Genomic DNA, 16,733 nt, shown 5'->3' with positions numbered 1-16,733 from the left:
GGGCGGCGCGTCAGCGGAACACCTCGGCGACCAACTGTTCGACCGCGGACGTCCGAGCGGCGCGCTCCGGTGGATCGAGGTGTGTCGCGGCGACTTCGTTGCCCGCTCTCGCCAGCCGAGTGAAGGTCAGATACCGCCATTGCATGAACTCCAGCATGGCATCGCCGAGAGCGGACAGATTCTCGGTGAACTGCCAGACCGTGATGATCTGACGACACCTTTCCACCCTCGAGATCCATGGGGTGGACCGCCAGCACGTGCGGTCGACCGGTTCGAACGGCGTCCAGCTGAACAGCAGCGAGGTCAGGTTCCATATCCACGGGCCGACGGTGGCGAGCTCGAAGTCGATGATGGCCGTCGGTTTCCTGGCCTCGTCGAAAACGATGTTGGACGGATGTAGGTCACCATGAAGAAATGTGCCGCCCGAGGATGGCAATTCGGATGCCCAATCCTCCTGACGGCGATACGGCGACGGCACGGTTTGCGCGGCGTCGGAGAATCGCCGGCACAGCAATGTCACATCGTGCAGGACAGCCGGTTGTGCGGCCCAAATGGGAACCGGGTCCGGAAGCGCGTGGCCGGGCATGTACGTCAAGATGGCCGTTTTGTCGTCGGGCTGGTGCAGAACCTGTGGGCACCTGTCGAATCCCGAGCGCGACAGCGCCGCGAGAGAGCGGCCGACATCGCGCGGCCAAGGGTGGGATTGATGGCGTATCACGGTGTTACCCAGCAGCGTTATCTTCCCCTGATTGAGGCACCCGCCGGCAAAAGGGGTTACGGGTATTTCGTCCACCAGAGGATGATATTCGCGGATGTACCGCCCGGATGTCGGCGATCAAATGAATTCGGCCGGTCGTGCGGATCGCCGGCGCCATGGGCGCACCACGTCGCCGGGCCGACGCGGTGCTGCCCCAAGGCGACTCTTCTCCGGTGCGTAACCCGGCTGTCAGGCGGACCGGAACCGCAGCTGGACGTCACCGAGGACCGGGGCGTCGTCGCGTTCGACCACGGTCGCTGCGATGGTCAGGAGGTCGTCCTGCCGCCAGATCCGGGTGCGGATCGTCTCGCCCGGGTAGAGCACGCCTGCGAACCGGGCGCGGAATCCGATGACGCGGCCGGCGTCGGAGTCGAGCACGGTGTCGGTCGCGGTCTTGCAGACGATGCCGTAGCTGCACAATCCGTGCAGGATGGGCGCGGGAAACCCGGCCGCGCGGGCGAATTCCGGGTCGGAGTGCAGCGGGTTGCGGTCGCCGGACATCCGGTAGAGCAGCGCCTGCTGCGGCAGTGTCGGCGTGGTGACATCGAAATCCGGGGTTCGGTCGGGCAATTCCGACTTGGTGCTGGGGCCGCGCTCCCCACCGAAACCGCCTTCGCCCTTGGCGAAGATCGAAGAGCGCTCGGTCCACAGCGGCGCTCCGTCGGAGCCGGTGACCGTGTGCTCCTGGACGATGACCGCTGCCGAGCCCTTGTCCCAGATCTCGGCGATCCGGCTGACCTTCGTCGCCTTGCCCGCGGCCGGGATCGGCCGGTGCACCTCGACCTCCTGATGACCGTGCACCACCTTCGCCAAGTCGATCTCGATCCCCGGGAAGCTCACCCGCGGCGGCTCGGTCTCGTGCAACGTCGCCGCCACGGTGGCGAAGGTGGGTAGCACTTGCGGTTCCCGATCGTCGAGGTAGCGCAGCTCGGCGGGGTCGGTCCAGCGCGTACCGGCGCCGAGGCCCAGCTGATAGAGCTGCACGTCCGAGGGAGTCCAGGCGAACTCCCGGCTCGGCAGTTGCGCGCCGAGCGCGATCTTCGGGTCGATGGGCATCAGTTCTCCTTGTGCATGATTGTGGATAGATCCGGCCCGCCCGCGCCGCGAGCGAGGCCGCGCCGGAACTCGACGGCGCCCGGGTCCGATCCTGCGCTCCCGGGACGCCGGCCCGCCAGTGCGTCGTCCGTTCCGCGGGACCGTTCAGCGGCTACGCATCGGCCTGTGGATGGATCGCGGGGCGGGCCGAGCGCATTCCGGCCCGTCCTGTGAACCGTGGTCCGCACCGCGTTCTCGTCTCACGCCCCCGCGGTGGCCGCGGGCTGGTCCTTCTTGCGCTCGACGATATCCAGCACCGCGAGGTAGCCGAAGGTGATCGCGGGGCCGATGGTGGCGCCGGGCCCCGCGTAGGTGTGTCCCATCACCGGTGTGGAGCAGTTGCCTGAGGCGTACAACCCTTCGATGACGCTGCCGTCCTCGCGCAGCACCCGCCCGGCGGTGTCGGCCACCAGCCCGCCCTTCGTGCCCAGATCGCCCGGCACGATCTTGGCGGCGTAGTACGGGCCCTGCACCAGCGCGGCCAGGCACGGGTTGGGCCGCACGGTCGGATCGCCGTAGTACCGGTCGTAGTGGCTGTCGCCGCGGCCGAAGTCCTCGTCCTTGCCGGTCTCGGCGAAGCCGTTGAACCGGGCGACGGTCGCGGTCAACCCCTCGGCGGGCACGTCGATCTTGCTCGCCAGTTCCTCGATGCTGTCGGCCTTGACGATGAAGTCGTTTTCCATCCACCGGGACGGGAAACGCTGACCGGGCTGTAGCCCGGCGAAGATGTAGCGGTTCCGGTAGCGCTGGTCGAACACCAGCCACGCGGGGATGTTCTCGCCCGGTCCCTCACCCTGCCCGTACTCGCCGCCGTACATGGTGTGCACGGCCTCGACGTAAGGAGCGGACTCATTTCCGAATCGCTTGCCGTCGGCGTTCACCATGATGCTGCCGGGCAAGTTCCGTTCGGCCAGCGCGAACCACGGTTTGCCGCCCTTGAAGATGGTCGGCCCCCACCAGGCGTCCTCCATGAAGCCGATAGCCGCGCCCGCACCCATGCCCGCTTGGATGCCGTCGCCGGTGTTGGCGGCCGCGCCGGTGGTCCACTCGGTGGTGATGGGCTGGCGCTGGTACTTGGTGCGCATCTCACCGTTGTGCTCGAAACCGCCGCTGCCGAGGACGACGCCGTAGCGAGCGGTGAAGGTGACCGGCTCGCCCTCGTGCAGCGCATGGACGCCGGTGACGACGCCGTTGGTCACGACGAGGTCGGTCATCGGAGTGTTCAGCAGCAACGGCACGTTCGCGTCCATGAGTCCCTTGCGCATAGCCGCGATGATGGCCTGGCCCATGCCGACGATGTGTTTGCGAGTGAACTTGGCCCAGTAGGTGCGCGCACCGACGCGAATCGCCCGGAGCATGCCCTTCGGATGACGCCGGATCAGATTGAGCCGGACGAAGTCGGCCTGCATGACCACCACGTTCAGCGGCGCCTTCGCGTACGGCGGTTCCAGGTTGAACCGCTCGTCGCCGAGGATCTTCGTGTCGAACGGCTTGGGCTCGCACGAGCGCCCCTCCGGCCGCCCGCCCGGCGCCTCCGGATGATAGTCGGAGTAGCCCGGCACCCATGTCATCTTCAGCGGCGAGTGATCGAGGACGAAGTCCATCGCTTCGGCGCCACGATCGATGAAAGTGTCGATCCGTTCCTCGGGCACGACGTCGCCGATGATGCTGTGCAGGTAGGTGCGTGCGTCCTCGCGGTCGTCGGGCCGACCCGACGCGCGCAGCGCCTTGTTGCCCGGGATCCACACGCCGCCGCCGGAGCGTGCGGTCGACCCGCCGTAGTGCGCGGCCTTTTCGATGACCACCACGCTCAGCCCGTGCTGGGCCGCGGTGAGGGCGGCGGTCATGCCGGCGGCGCCGCTGCCGACCACCACCACGTCGTATTCCCGATCAGTCATGTAGAACACGTTATAGAATGGACGCGCCATTGGTCTATGTTGTGTGGCAGAAGACTTGCTCGACGTTCCATTTGTCGAGGAAACTTGTTTCAGTTTCAGACCGGAGTTAAGGACATGGGCCTCGAATGGGACCTGACCACCGACGTTGTCGTGGTCGGATACGGCGCCGCGGGTGCGGCGGCCGCGCTGGAAGCGACCGCGGCGGGCGCGCAGGTGCTCGTGCTGGAGCGGTTCGCCGGAGGCGGGACGTCGGCGCTGTCCGGCGGCATCATCTACGCGGGCGGTGGCACCTCGGTGCAGCGGGAGGCGGGGGTCGAAGACACGCCGGAGGCGATGTACGCCTACCTCGAGCGCGAGGTCGGCGACGCGGTCACCCCGGAGACGCTGCGCAAGTTCGTCGACGAGAGCCCGGAGCTGATCGAGTGGCTGAAGGCGCACGGTGTGCCGTTCGAAGCCTCGCTGTGCCCGTACAAGACCTCCTACCCCAACGACCGCTACTACCTCTACTACTCCGGCAGCGAGATCTCCGGCGCCTTCCGCGACATCCCGGCCGCCCAACGCGGACATCGGGTGAAGGGCAGGGGCACTTCGGGCAAGAAGCTCACCGGCCCGCTCGCCGCCGCGGCTTCCCGGGCGGGAGTGCGAGTGGAGACCCTGACCCGGGTGACCCGATTGATCACCGACCCGACGGGCTCGGTGATCGGCGTGGAATGCCACACGCTGCGTGACGCGCCGGGACGCGTCCGCGACCGCTACACCCGCATGGCGAAGATCGCGGCAAAGCCGGGTATCTACTATCCGCCGCTGCGGCGAGCGCTGGAACAGCGGCTGGAACGGCTGGAACGCCGATACGGCAACACGATTCGCGTACTCGCACGGCGCGGGGTGGTGCTCAGCGCGGGTGGATTCATCGCCAATCGCGACATGGTGCGGCAGTACGCGCCCGCCTTCCACGGTGGTCTCGCCCTGGGCACCACCGCCGACGACGGCAGCGGCATCCTGATGGCGCAGCAGGCAGGCGCGGCGGTGGACCACATGGACAACGTCTCCGCCTGGCGCTTCCTGCTGCCGCCCAGTTCCTTCACCGGCGCGTTGCTGGTGGACGCCGCCGGTCGCCGGGTGATCGACGAGACGCGCTACGGCGCCGCCGTGGGCAACGCGCTGATCACCCGGCACGACGGCAAGGGCTGGCTGCTGGCCGACAACCCGCTGATGCGCACCGCGATCGGCCAGATCGGCAAGCAGGGCGCCTGGTTCCAGCGCGGGCAGTTCGAGACGATGCGGCGCACCGCGATTCGCGGCGCCACCTTGGAAGAGGCCGCGTCGAAGGCGGGCATCGACCCCGCCGGGCTGCGCGCGACGGTCGACGCGCACAACACCGCGATCGAGACCGGAGCCCCCGATCCGGTCGGCAAGCCCGCGGAGTTCACCAATCCGGTCCGCACCGGCCCGTTCTGGTTGTTGGATGTGGGCATCGAACCGAGCCTGACCAACCCGTGCCCCATGCTCACCCTCGGCGGCGTCGTCGTGGACGAGCGCACCGGCGCGGTCAAGACGACCGAGGGCGACGACATTCCCGGACTCTTCGCGGCTGGGCGCACCGCGATCGGCATCTGCTCCCAGTCCTACGTCAGTGGGCTGTCGCTGTCGGACTGCATCTTCTCCGGCCGCAGGGCAGGCCGGTCCGCCGCGGGCGAGCAGGTCTCGGCGCTGAAAAAAGCAACGGAAGGGAACTAGCGTGCTGTCCGACGCGGTACGAACCGAACTGGCCGACGAACTCGAGCGCGCCGAGCGCGAACGGGTGGCGATCGATCCGCTGATCGCTCGCCACTCCGATATCGACGTGGTCGACGCCTACGAGATCCAGCTGATCAACATCCGGCGCAGGCTCGACGCGGGCGCGCGCGTGGTCGGGCACAAAGTGGGCCTGTCCTCGAAAGCCATGCAGCAGATGATGGGCGTGGACGAGCCCGACTACGGGCACCTGCTCGCGGAAATGGAAGTCTACGAGGACGTTCCGGTCGAAGCCGGTCGCTACCTGTTTCCTCGCGTTGAGGTGGAGGTCGGGTTCGTACTCGGCGCCGACCTGCCCGGCGCGGAATGCACCGAAGCGGATGTGCTCGCCGCCACGGTCGCCTTCGCACCCGCGATCGAATTGATCGATTCGCGGATCAAGGACTGGAATATCGGCCTGGCCGACACCATCTCCGATAACGCGTCCTCCGCCGGTTTCGTACTCGGCGCCGAGCGCGTCGCGCCGAAGGACATCGACATCAAAGCCATCGACGCGGTGCTCACCCGCAACGGCGAGGTGGTCGCCGAGGGCCGCAGCGACGCCGTGCTCGGTGACCCGGTGATCGCGGTGGCTTGGCTGGCGCGCAAGGTCGCGAGCTTCGGTGTCCGGTTGAAGGCCGGTGACATCGTGCTGCCCGGCTCGTGCACCCGCGCCATCGACGCCCGTCCGGGCGATGCGTTCCACGCCGAGTTCGCCGGACTCGGCTCTGTCCGTCTGCAATTCACCTAGGGAGGCTGTCGTGTCCAACGGGACCGTCACCGCCGCGATCGTCGGGTCCGGCAACATCAGCACCGATCTGCTCTACAAACTGCTGCGCTCGGAGAAGATCCAGCCGCGCTGGATGATCGGGATCGACCCGGACAGCGAGGGCTTGAAGCGGGCGCGCGGGCTCGGGCTGGAAACCTCGCACGAGGGCGTGGACTGGCTACTCGGGCAATCCGAGCTGCCCGACCTGATCTTCGAAGCGACCTCGGCGTATGTGCACCGCGCCGCCGCCCCGCGCTACGCCGAAGCGGGTATCCGCGCGGTCGACCTCACCCCCGCCGCCGTCGGCCCCGCCGTCGTGCCGCCGGTGAACCTGGGCGCGAATCTCGACGCGCCGAACGTCAACATGATCACTTGCGGCGGCCAGGCGACGATTCCGATCGTCGCCGCGGTGTCGCGCGTCGTCCCGGTGCAGTACGCGGAGATCGTCGCATCGGTGTCGTCGGTCTCCGCGGGCCCCGGTACGCGGGCGAACATCGACGAGTTCACCAAGACCACCAGCCGCGGCGTGGAGACCATCGGCGGAGCGCAGCGCGGCAAGGCCATCATCATCTTGAATCCGGCCGAGCCGCCGATGATCATGCGCGACACCATCTTCTGCGCCATCCCCGACGACGCCGACACCGACGCGGTCGCCGACTCGATCCACCGGATGGTCGCCGACATCCAGCGGTACGTCCCCGGCTACCGGCTGCTCAACGAGCCGCAGTTCGACGAGCCCTCGGTGGTCTCCGGCGGGATGGCCAAGGTGTCGGTGTTCGTCGAAGTGGAGGGCGCGGGCGACTTCCTGCCCCCGTACGCGGGCAACCTCGACATCATGACCGCCGCCGCCACGCAGGTCGGCGAGGTCATCGCCGAACAGATCGTCTCGGCCCGGGTGTAAGGAGCTTTCGACATGGCCTACTCAGCAGAACTCGACATCCGCGTCACCGACACCTCGTTGCGCGACGGATCGCACCACAAGCGTCACCAGTTCACCGCGACCGAGGTCCGCGACATCGTGGCCGCGCTGGACGGCGCGGGCGTCCCGGTGATCGAGGTGACGCACGGCGACGGCCTCGGCGGCTCGTCGTTCAACTACGGCTTTTCCAAGACGCCGGAGCAGGAATTGGTCACCATCGCGGCCGAGACGGCGAAGCGGGCGAAGATCGCCGTGCTGATGCTGCCCGGCGTCGGGGTGAAGGAAGACATCAAGATCTCGCAGGACAACGGCGCGTCCATCTGCCGCATCGCCACCCACTGCACCGAGGCCGATGTGTCGATCCAGCACTTCGGCCTGGCACGGGACCTCGGGCTGGAGACGGTCGGGTTCCTGATGATGTCGCACACTCAGCCGCCGGAGGTGCTGGCCGAGCAGGCGCGCATCATGGCCGACGCGGGGTGTCAGTGCGTCTACATCGTCGACTCGGCCGGAGCGCTTGTGCTGGAACAGGTTTCCGACCGGGTCGCGGCGGTGGTCACCGAACTCGGCGACGACGCGCAGGTCGGCTTCCACGGCCACGAGAATCTCGACCTGGCCGTCGCCAACTCGGTTTACGCCATTCGCGCCGGCGCCACCCAGATCGACGGCAGCGCACGCCGTTTCGGCGCGGGCGCGGGCAACACGCCCGTCGAGGCGCTGGTCGGTGTGTGCGACAAGCTGGGCGTCAAGACCGGCATCGACTTCTTCGCCATCGCCGACGCGGCCGAAGACGTCGTCCGCCCCGCGATGCCCCAGGAGTGCCTGCTCGATCGCCAAGCCCTGATGATGGGCTACGCGGGCGTCTACTCCAGCTTCCTCAAGCACGCCGAACGCCAAGCCGAGCGCTACGGCGTCTCGGCCGCCGAAATGCTCGTGCGGGCCGGCAAGCGCAAGCTCGTCGGCGGCCAGGAAGATCAGCTCATCGACATCGCGCTGGAGTTGCAGCGGGAGAAGGCGACTGTCTCCGCCTGACCGGACGATCTCGGGTCGTGAACGGAACTACCGTTCGCGGCCCGGGCCGCCCAGAAAGCCGAGTTGTGTGTCGGTGGCAACGTACGCGTGCGACTCGGGCTGATCGGCGGAGTTTCCCAGCTGCCCGTATCGAACGAGATACGCCCTGTCCGCCAAACTTTGCCAACCGCGTTCGGTCGGTTCCAACGATCGCCCACTCGCGGTCGGGTCCTTGGGCCACGGCTCCCGGATATGGATCTGGATATCATCCTGCAGAATTCGAGCCAGTTCCATCGCGAACTCCTCTGCGGTCGCGCTGCCTGGTTCGGTGGGGTCGAGGGCCGCGGCAGTGCCGGCATCAGGCACAGCAACGCGCACCAATTCCTTTGGTTCTGGGCGACCGGTCCGCTCGGCGAACCTACGCCATTCATCGGTAGTTCCGGTTTCTACATGCACCGCAAATCCGAGCGAAGTTTCGATGTCGGAGGCGAGCAGCCTCGCGCCTCGAACGGCGTCATCTATGTCCACGTCCTCTTCCCCGAGTTGAGCACGGCTCCAGCCGGTGCTACCACCGCTGGAGCGGGGCGGCCGAGGTGCGTAGGATCGACCGCGCGGCAACGGCCTTGTATATGGCTGGGGTCGCGGAATCGGTGGCTGTAACCGTAGACATGGCCGGTCGCTGGTGTCGAATTACGAGCTGCACTGCGATGGAATCAGTCATCAACCGCGCAGAACGGTGATCAGCTCCTCGGCCGGAAGGGTCCTGGGGCGATCGCTGACCTGGCCGTCACCGATCTCGACCAGACGCCAGACCCGGTCGTCGCGCAGTACGAAGTCGGCCGTGACGAAGGGAAGGTCGAGGGCGGCGATGGCATCCTCCACGGTGGCCGGATCGAACTCCGCGTCGGGCATTTCCTCCGGGGTGTCCGGGTGCGGCCCGATCGACCGGCACTCGCCGTCCACCCACCAGGTGCGGACTTCGGCCGACCGGAAACACTCGAAGCGGCGCAGGACGAATCCGCCGGTCAGGTCCTCGCCGCGCAGTTCATGGAATCGGCTCGCGACGCGCCAGGCGGCGTCCGGATTCGCCACATCGGGGATGAGCGCGGCTTCGTGCCAGTAGTGCTTCATCGACTTGGTGTAGTCGCGCAGGACGACAGGGCCCGTCCCGAACTCCCGGCACGCGCGATCGAACGCGGTGCGATCGATCCCAGCGGTCCATACCGATCGGGGAGTCATCTCGGCGAGCGCGGAATACCACCCCGGCAACTCGTGCGCGCGCCGGTACTGCTCGGCGCTCGTGCGTAGCATGACGCCGCGTTGCCGCAAGGTCCGGTCGAACGCGGCGTACTGGTCACTGCGCAACATCCAGCCGCGATAGACAGCCGCACCTTGCGTCCGAACGCGCCGGACGGCCGCGTCCGCGCCACCGGGCTGGCTCAACGCGTCGTGATCGACCACGGCGACTTCCAGCCCGGCAGCTCGAGCTGCATCCGCCTCCGCGGCGAAATGCTCGTCGACGCGTTGGGGGCGAAGCACATCGGCCGGAAAAAGCAGGATCACAACCGATATCCTCGCGTGCGCGCACACGATTCCCAACCGATTTCCGCGCAAGTGGGGAATGCGGTTATCCGCTCAACTCCGCGACGATCCGGCGCAGCTGGGTGGCGCGCTCGGCGGACGTCCGCGACTTCATCAGTCGCAGGAACAGCGCGTACCGCGCTGTGCGGTCGAGCTGATCGAACCTCTGTCGTGCGCGTGGGCTTGCGCTGAGCGCGGCGGTCAGATCGTCGGGGCAGGTAGCGGTGCGCTGGGGCGCGTAGGCGGCCTGCCACCGGCCGTCGGACCGGGCGGCGGCGATGGCGGCCGAGCCGGCTGAACGCATGCGGCCCGTGGCGATCAGCGCTTCGGCTTTGGCGACGTTGACTTGCGACCAAGGACTCGTCGAACGACGCGGCGAGTATCGCTGAAGGTAATGCTCGGCGTCGAGGCTGCGGCGGTGGCTGTCGATCCAGCCGAAGCAGAGCGCGCCGTCGAGCGCCTCGCCGTTGCTGATCGTCGTGCCCGCCGCCCCCTTCTTGGCGATCTTCAACCAGACGTCGGCAGCCCGGTGGTGATTGGCCGCGAGCCACTCCTCCCACTGCGCGACATCGGCGCAAACGAGAATTCCGGCCTGATCCAACTGACCCACGGTGCCCTCCCGAGATGCGGTGTTGTCTGCACACCCATCCTCCGACCCAAAGTGCTCATCATCTGAGCACTTCACCGACGAGTGGCACATGAGCGTGTGGTGTTCTCGGGTTTCGCCGCGCCCATGTGCCACTCGTGGGGCGATATGGGAGGCCTGGCAAGTCTTCGATCACGCCGGGATGGCCGCCGGTACGTTATTTCGTGGCGGCGGTGATTCCGAGGTCGTCGAGATCGTCGCGGGTTTTTTCGCAACAGTCGAGAGGAGAAACGAATGACCATCGACATTCGCAAGGTGACCGTTCTCGGCACCGGGGTGCTCGGGTCGCAGATCGCCTTTCAGACCGCTTTTCGCGGTTTCGCGGTGACGGCCTACGACATAGACGACAAGGCGCTGGCCGCAGCTGAGGAGCGACTCCACAAGCTCGCGGCGGTCTACCGCGAGCAGGTACCCGGCGGCGGGGACGGAAAGGCGGAACAGGTGGCGGCCGGCATCGCGCTGAGTTCCGATCTGGCTCTGGCGGTGCGGGACGCGGACCTGGTCATCGAGGCCATTCCCGAGGTGCTGAGCATCAAGCAGCAGACATATGAAGAGCTCGGCCGCGTCGCGCCGGAGCGCACGATCTTCGCCACCAACTCCTCCACCCTGCTGCCCAGCGCCATGAAAGACTTCACCGGCCGCCCGGACCGGTTCCTCGCGCTGCACTTCGCGAATCAGGTGTGGCACTTTAACACCGCCGAGATCATGGGCACGACCGACACCGACCCCTCGGTGTACCAGGCGGTGGTCGACTTCGCCTCGAAGATCGGCATGGTGCCGATCGAAATTCAGAAGGAGAAGGCGGGTTACGTCCTGAACTCGCTGCTGGTGCCGTTGCTCAACGCGGGCATGAGCCTGGCGGCGGGCGGCTATGCCGATCCCGAAGCGGTGGACAAGACCTGGCAGATCGGCACCGGCGCACCGGCCGGACCATTCCGCATCCTCGACATCATCGGCCTGACCACGCCGTACAACATCCTCGTCAACAACGAGGACGAGGACTCCCAGCGGCTGGCCCGGTGGTTGAAGGAGAACTACATCGATAAGGGCAAGCTCGGCATCGCCACCGGCGAGGGTTTCTACAAGTACTGACCCGCGAGGGCAACGCTGGAGCGTGTCACCGCCAACTGCGGGAGGACCGGCACAGCTGCACTTTCAGCCGATGCCAGGGTGCATTCTGACTCGGGTCGGGATCGACCTGGATGACTGGCCGAGGGGTTGGTCAGATGCTGGCCGCGGCATCCAGAATCCGTTGGATATCAGCGGCTTGCAGGTATATGCGGATGCGTTCGGCGAATACGGGAGCGTCCGCATCACGAAGGGCTTCGGGTAGTGCCTTGCCCTTGCGCGGAACCCAGTACGCCAGCTGCTCTTCCATGACCCGGCGCACGAGCTGCGGCTGAGAGTCGTCGATGAGCTGGAAGAAAGCGTCAGCGCTGTAGACCTCGTAGGGAAGGTCATCGAACTCGTCCATGTCGAAGTCGGCAGGATTGGCGGTCAACACGACGTCGATGTCGCCGTGGATGGCGGCACCGTGCACGTGGGCATCGAAAACGTCGGGGTAGACGACTGTGTCATCGATCCTGTAGCCAGTGATGACACTGTCGTCGCCGAAGGTGGCGGCGACTCTGCGGCGAATTCCCCCAATCTGGTTCTCGGAGAGGAAGGGGTTCTTCTTTCTCCGCCAGTAGAGCGTCTCGGCCATGATGTCTTCAGTCCAGAAGACCTGGAACATTGCGAGGCCGCCCCGCAAGTACAACAGCGAAAGCCAGTCGCGTAACGTCCGTGAGTACAGGATGTTTGCGTCAACAAGAACTCTTTGCACCCGCCCGCCGATCACCAGCAGATCGTAGCGGGCGGGCACTGCGAGATTCGGCACTCAGCGACTACCGCTCAGCGACTACTCAGTCGAGAACGCCCCACTCCTCCTCGAGAGCGCGCAGTTCCTCGAATGCTTTGCTCTGGCGTTCCAGCTGTGCTCGCCGGAACGCAAGCACGTCCTTGCTGTACAGACGTGTGTGTGATCCGACCTTGTGCGAGGGGATCTTCTCCTCGCGAACGAGCTTCATCAACGACGGTCGCGACATGCCCAGCATGCTGGCAGCCACTGTGGTGGTCACCTCGGTAGGGATGCTCCCGATGGTCACCGTGCAGCCCTGGCCCACCAAGTCGACCAGCCGGAGAAGGAGGGCGGTCAACTCCGGTGGCAGAGTGAGGTCCTGACCCACACCCGCCCCGACTGTGACTGCCGCCGGCGTCGATCGATCGCCGAGGAATGCTCTGACGTTGCGCGCCTGCTCGATTTCGCGGGGGGTCACCGCCACAGCGGCGCGACCATCCCGCTGGAGCGTTGCCATATTCGACTCCGTTCGACGCCACGGCTCACCCGGACTGGTACATGACCAGAGTATTGTCGTTCATGTGCAAGTGCAACATTGATTCGGTTATAAGTGTATTTCTACGTTCGGCCAGGGCTGGGCCCCGCAAGAGAATCCGGTCGACTGGCGTGGTTGCCGCGCTGGGCGGTCGGGGTCGGCGTCTGTCGCCCTACAACCAGGTATCCAACGTCGTCGTCGTGAGGAAGTGTTCCAGGTCCGCGCGCCAGGGGGCCGGGGTGGTCTTCTCCGGTTCGATGGCGGTGTACTGGCCCCGGTAGAACAGCAGGGGGCGTCCGGTGGTGGTCGTCTCGGAGAGGGCTTGGACCCGGCCGATCACGATGTAGTGGTCGCCGCCGTCCACCACGCTGTCGACGGTGCACTCGATGGTGGCGAGGGCCTCGTCCAGGACCGGGAGGTCGCGGTCGGAGGTGTGCCACGCCGCGCCGGCGAACTTGTCGGGTTCGCGGGAGCCGAAGCGGGCGCACAGTTCGCGCTGCTGTTCGGCCAAGACGTTCACGCAGAAACGCCCGGTTTTCTCGATCGCCGCCCAGGACCGGGACGCCTTGGTGGGGCAGAACAGCACCAGCGGCGGTTCGAGCGAGAGGGCGGCGAAGGACTGGCACGCGAAGCCGATCGGCACCCTGTCGTCGTCGAAGGTGGTGATCACGGTGATGCCGGTACAGAACTGCCCCAGCACATTCCGGAACTGCCGTGGATCGATCCCGGATCCGTCCGCGGTCATCGTTTCGCTCGCCCTCTCGGTCACTGCGGTCGCTGTCCGACGGTGAAGTCGTGGCCCCACAGGCTCACGGCGGTGGATTCCCGCGCGATCCAGTCGTGGTCATCCACTTCCAAGCCCTCGCAACCGAATTCGACGTCGAAGCCGCCCGGTGTCTTCATGTAGAAGGAGAGCATCTTGTCGTTGACGTGCCGTCCGAGCGTCGCCGACATCTTGACCTTCTTGCGCAGCGCGCGGTCCAAGGCCAATCCCACGTCGTCGGCGTTCTCCACTTCGATCATCAGGTGCACGATGCCGCTCGGCGTCGGCATGGGCAGGAAGGCCAGCGAGTGGTGGCGCGGGTTGCAGCCGAAGAAACGCAGCCAGGCCGGCTCGCCGTCGGCCGGGCGCCCGACCATCTGCGGTGGCAGCCGCATCGAGTCGCGCAGCCGGAAGCCGAGCACGTCGCGATAGAACTCCAGCGCCGCCTTGTCGTCCTTGGTGCTGAGCACCACGTGCCCGAGCCCCTGCTCCTCGGTGACGAAGCGGTGCCCGTACGGGCTGACCACCCGGCGATGTTCCAGCGCCGCACCGTGGAACGCCTCCAGCGTGTTGCCTGAGGGGTCGTCGAACCGGATCAGCTCGTACACCCGGCGGTCGGCCAGTTCGGCGGCGGTGCCTTCCTTGAAGGGCACGCCCGCCGCGTCCAGCCGGACGCGAATGTCCTGCAGCTCTGCGGCGTTGGCGGTTTCCCAGCCCGAGATCAGCAGCCGGTCCCGCTCGCCGGGGACGATCACCAGCCGGGCCGGGAACTCGTCCATGCGCAAGTACAGCGCTTCGGGGTCGGTGCCCTTGCCTTCGACCATGCCGAGGACCTTGAGCCCGTACTCCCGCCAGGCGGCCATGTCGGTCGCCTCGATTCGCAGATATCCCAGTGAACGGATTCCCATCACTTCTCCTTGAGGCCCGCGAGGAAGTCGATGGCCAGCCGGTTGAACTCGTGGAACTTCTCCAGCTGTGCCCAGTGTCCGCATCCGCCGAAAACATGCAACTGTGCCCGGGGGATCACCTTGGTCGCCACCAGCGCGCCGTCGAGCGGGTTGACCCGGTCCTCGCGACCCCAGATCAACAGCACCGGCTGACGCAGCTTGTAGGCGTCGCGCCAGAGCATGCCCTTCTCGAAGTCCGCGCTCGCGAACGACTTGCCCATCGCCCTGGTCGCGGCCAGTGCCTCGGGCGTGCTCGCCGAGGCGAACCGCTCGTCGATCAACTCGTCGGTGATCAGCGACTGGTCGAAGACCATGATGCGCAGGAACGCCTCCAGGTTCTGCCTGGTCGGCTCGTAGTTGAACTTGGACAGCAGCTTCACGCCCTCGGTCGGGTCGGGCGCGAACAAATTGGTGCTCAGGCCGCCCGGACCCATCAGGATCAGCTTGCCGGCCCGATCCGGGTAGTCCAGCGCGAACCGGACCGCCGCGCCGCCGCCGAGCGAGTTGCCCAGCAGGTGCACCCGGGTGGTGATCTCCAGGTGGGCGAGCAGATCCTTCAGCGCCGACGCGCTGTGCACGAAGTACTGCGGATGCTCGGTGGGCTTGTCCGAGCGGCCGTAGCCGGGCTGGTCCACCGCGAGCACATGGAAGTGCTCGGCCAGCACCGGGATGTTGCGCGCGAAGTTCGACCACGAGGACGCGCCGGGGCCGCCGCCGTGCAGCAGGACGATCGTCGGCCCGTTGCCCACGCCCGCTTCGTGATAGTGCAGCCGCAGGTCGGGCCGCACCTGGGCGTAGCGTGAGGTCGATTCGGCGGTGAGTTCCGCGGTAGAGGTCACGCCGTCCTCCTACACCATGCCGTCGGTGACGGGCAGGCCGAACTCGTGCGTGCCGTACATCAGGTAGGCGCGCTCGGGATCGTTGGCCGCGTGCACCCGACCGGCGTGTGCGTCGCGCCAGAAGCGTTGCAGGGGAGTGCCGTTCGACAGCGCGGTGGCCCCGGAGCTCTCGAACAGCTTGTCGATCGCCGCGATCGAACGACCGGTCGCGCGCACCTGGTCGCGCCTGGCCCGCACCCGCAGGTCGAACGGAATCTCCTCGCCCGCCACCAGTAGCGCGTATTCGTCGGCGACGTTGCCCGACAGCTGCCGCCACGCGGCGTCGATGTCGCTGGCCGCCTCCGCGATGCGCACCTTGGCGAACGGATCCTCCTTGGCCTTCTCGCCCGCGTAGGCCGCGCGCACCCGCTTGCCCTGGTGCTCGACGTGCGCCGCGTAGGCCCCGTAGGCCATGCCGACGATCGGCGTGGAGATGGTGGTGGGATGGATGGTGCCCCAGGGCATCCTGTAGACCGGATCCGAGTTCTGTTCCAGTCCGGGCGACTTCAGCTCGCTCATGGCACGGAAGCTGAGGAACCGGTGCGACGGCACGAAGACGTCCTTCACAACGACGGTGTTGGAACCGGTGCCGCGCAGGCCGACCACATTCCACACGTCATCGATGCGGTAGTCGTCGCGCGGGATGAGGAAGCTGCCGAAATCCACCGGCTTGCCGTCCTTGATCACCGGGCCGCCGAGCACCGCCCAGGTGGCGTGGTCGCAGCCGGACGACCAGGCCCAAGCGCCGTTGACCAGGTAGCCGCCGTCGACGACGGTGCCCGCACCCATCGGCGCGTAGGAGGAGGAGATCCGTACTTCGGTGTCCTCGCCCCAGACGTCTTCCTGCGCCTGCTGCGCGAACAAGGCGAGGTGCCAGTTGTGCACGCCCACAATGCCTGCCACCCAGCCGGTGGATCCGCAGGCGCTGGCGATCTTGCGCACGGTGTCGTAGAAGACCACCGGATCGGCGGCGTGACCGCCCCACTGCTTGGGCTGGAGCAACCGGAAGAAGCCGGTCTCCTGCAACGCCTTCATGCTTTCGTCGGGGATGCGCCGCAGGTCCTCGGCCTCCTGTGCGCGTTCGCGCAACGTCGGCAACAGCGCTTCGACCCGTTCGGTCACTTCTTGCGTCATCTCGGGACCTGCTCCTGCCTGGTCGGTTGATGTCCGAAATCTCATTTGCCTCTGAGACTAGAACAGGTTCCTATTTCTGTCGAGAACCGGTGTCCACCCCTGCCTGGACATGCGCTCATGCAGGAAGTGAGGCGAATCGCTGGCGTCCAGGGCGCCAGTTTTGTAACGTGTTCTAGTACAGATGGAG

At 66.8% G+C, this 16,733-nt stretch carries 17 protein-coding genes; 5 read left to right on the top strand and 12 right to left on the bottom strand.

Translation table 11 applies throughout. The features are described from left to right. Positions 1 to 10: 10 nt before the first annotated feature. From ACFU5M_RS16285 to kstD, 3 genes are all read right to left on the bottom strand, one after another. Positions 11 to 793, bottom strand: a complete 783-nt coding sequence (locus tag ACFU5M_RS16285; protein WP_379049447.1) for an aminoglycoside phosphotransferase family protein — start codon at positions 791 to 793, stop codon at positions 11 to 13. Positions 794 to 946: 153 nt separating this feature from the next. Next, complete coding sequence (locus ACFU5M_RS16280; RefSeq protein WP_379049444.1) at positions 947 to 1,813, bottom strand: MaoC/PaaZ C-terminal domain-containing protein; 867 nt, start codon at positions 1,811 to 1,813, stop codon at positions 947 to 949. 239 nt (positions 1,814 to 2,052) lie between these two features. After that, entirely contained in the window at positions 2,053 to 3,759 is a 1,707-nt protein-coding gene (gene kstD / locus ACFU5M_RS16275) for a 3-oxosteroid 1-dehydrogenase (protein ID WP_379049442.1), read from the bottom strand. A 105-nt stretch (positions 3,760 to 3,864) separates the two neighbouring features. Here kstD and ACFU5M_RS16270 point away from each other — a divergent pair, with 105 nt between their 5' ends. From ACFU5M_RS16270 to dmpG, 4 genes are read left to right on the top strand one after another with little or no spacing between them, the layout of a single operon-like run. Further along, a complete protein-coding gene (locus ACFU5M_RS16270) occupies positions 3,865 to 5,487 on the top strand; it encodes an FAD-binding protein (protein WP_379049440.1) in 1,623 nt (540 codons plus the stop codon). A 1-nt stretch (position 5,488) separates the two neighbouring features. Next, entirely contained in the window at positions 5,489 to 6,274 is a 786-nt protein-coding gene (locus ACFU5M_RS16265) for a 2-keto-4-pentenoate hydratase (protein ID WP_379049437.1), read from the top strand. 10 nt (positions 6,275 to 6,284) lie between these two features. Next, on the top strand, positions 6,285 to 7,193 hold the full coding sequence (locus ACFU5M_RS16260) for an acetaldehyde dehydrogenase (acetylating) (RefSeq protein WP_379049434.1): 909 nt from the start codon (positions 6,285 to 6,287) through the stop codon (positions 7,191 to 7,193). 12 nt (positions 7,194 to 7,205) lie between these two features. Then, on the top strand, positions 7,206 to 8,243 hold the full coding sequence (gene dmpG, locus ACFU5M_RS16255; RefSeq protein ID WP_379049431.1) for a 4-hydroxy-2-oxovalerate aldolase: 1,038 nt from the start codon (positions 7,206 to 7,208) through the stop codon (positions 8,241 to 8,243). 27 nt (positions 8,244 to 8,270) lie between these two features. Here dmpG and ACFU5M_RS16250 read toward each other — a convergent pair whose 3' ends face one another. The 3 genes from ACFU5M_RS16250 to ACFU5M_RS16240 all read right to left on the bottom strand — a co-directional run bounded on the left by ACFU5M_RS16250 (position 8,271) and on the right by ACFU5M_RS16240 (position 10,413). Beyond that, the gene (locus ACFU5M_RS16250) at positions 8,271 to 8,750 is read right to left on the bottom strand and encodes a hypothetical protein (RefSeq protein WP_379049428.1); all 480 of its coding nucleotides are present in this window, start codon (positions 8,748 to 8,750) and stop codon (positions 8,271 to 8,273) included. A 192-nt stretch (positions 8,751 to 8,942) separates the two neighbouring features. Then, positions 8,943 to 9,785, bottom strand: coding sequence for an ATP-grasp domain-containing protein (locus ACFU5M_RS16245; protein WP_379049426.1), 843 nt, complete (start codon positions 9,783 to 9,785; stop codon positions 8,943 to 8,945). A 64-nt stretch (positions 9,786 to 9,849) separates the two neighbouring features. Beyond that, positions 9,850 to 10,413 carry a YdeI family protein gene (locus tag ACFU5M_RS16240; protein WP_379049423.1) on the bottom strand — a complete coding sequence of 188 codons (564 nt, stop codon included), beginning with the start codon at positions 10,411 to 10,413 and terminating at the stop codon, positions 9,850 to 9,852. A gap of 270 nt (positions 10,414 to 10,683) precedes the next feature. Here ACFU5M_RS16240 and ACFU5M_RS16235 point away from each other — a divergent pair, with 270 nt between their 5' ends. Beyond that, complete coding sequence (locus tag ACFU5M_RS16235; RefSeq protein ID WP_379049421.1) at positions 10,684 to 11,541, top strand: 3-hydroxyacyl-CoA dehydrogenase; 858 nt, start codon at positions 10,684 to 10,686, stop codon at positions 11,539 to 11,541. A 130-nt stretch (positions 11,542 to 11,671) separates the two neighbouring features. Here ACFU5M_RS16235 and ACFU5M_RS16230 read toward each other — a convergent pair whose 3' ends face one another. The 6 genes from ACFU5M_RS16230 to hsaA all read right to left on the bottom strand — a co-directional run bounded on the left by ACFU5M_RS16230 (position 11,672) and on the right by hsaA (position 16,546). Continuing rightward, entirely contained in the window at positions 11,672 to 12,328 is a 657-nt protein-coding gene (locus ACFU5M_RS16230) for a hypothetical protein (protein ID WP_379049420.1), read from the bottom strand. 25 nt (positions 12,329 to 12,353) lie between these two features. After that, a complete protein-coding gene (locus tag ACFU5M_RS16225; protein ID WP_379049417.1) occupies positions 12,354 to 12,806 on the bottom strand; it encodes a helix-turn-helix domain-containing protein in 453 nt (150 codons plus the stop codon). 190 nt (positions 12,807 to 12,996) lie between these two features. Continuing rightward, positions 12,997 to 13,569 carry a 3-hydroxy-9,10-secoandrosta-1,3,5(10)-triene-9,17-dione monooxygenase reductase subunit gene (gene hsaB / locus ACFU5M_RS16220; RefSeq protein ID WP_379049415.1) on the bottom strand — a complete coding sequence of 191 codons (573 nt, stop codon included), beginning with the start codon at positions 13,567 to 13,569 and terminating at the stop codon, positions 12,997 to 12,999. A gap of 20 nt (positions 13,570 to 13,589) precedes the next feature. Continuing rightward, positions 13,590 to 14,495 (bottom strand): iron-dependent extradiol dioxygenase HsaC, encoded by a 906-nt coding sequence (gene hsaC / locus ACFU5M_RS16215; protein ID WP_379049412.1) that lies wholly within the window; start codon positions 14,493 to 14,495, stop codon positions 13,590 to 13,592. Next, a complete protein-coding gene (gene hsaD / locus ACFU5M_RS16210) occupies positions 14,495 to 15,373 on the bottom strand; it encodes a 4,5:9,10-diseco-3-hydroxy-5,9,17-trioxoandrosta-1(10),2-diene-4-oate hydrolase (protein WP_379049409.1) in 879 nt (292 codons plus the stop codon). The genes hsaC and hsaD overlap by 1 nt, the downstream gene beginning before the upstream one ends. Before the next feature lie 9 nt (positions 15,374 to 15,382). Continuing rightward, positions 15,383 to 16,546, bottom strand: coding sequence for a 3-hydroxy-9,10-secoandrosta-1,3,5(10)-triene-9,17-dione monooxygenase oxygenase subunit (gene hsaA / locus ACFU5M_RS16205; protein ID WP_379049406.1), 1,164 nt, complete (start codon positions 16,544 to 16,546; stop codon positions 15,383 to 15,385). Positions 16,547 to 16,733: the final 187 nt, after the last annotated feature.

Source organism: Nocardia sp. NPDC057455 (assembly GCF_042802775.1).
Taxonomy (GTDB): Bacteria; Actinomycetota; Actinomycetes; order Mycobacteriales; family Mycobacteriaceae; genus Nocardia.
The sequence above is the reverse complement of the archived record's forward strand: the minus strand, read 5'-3'. Positions and strand labels throughout refer to the sequence as shown.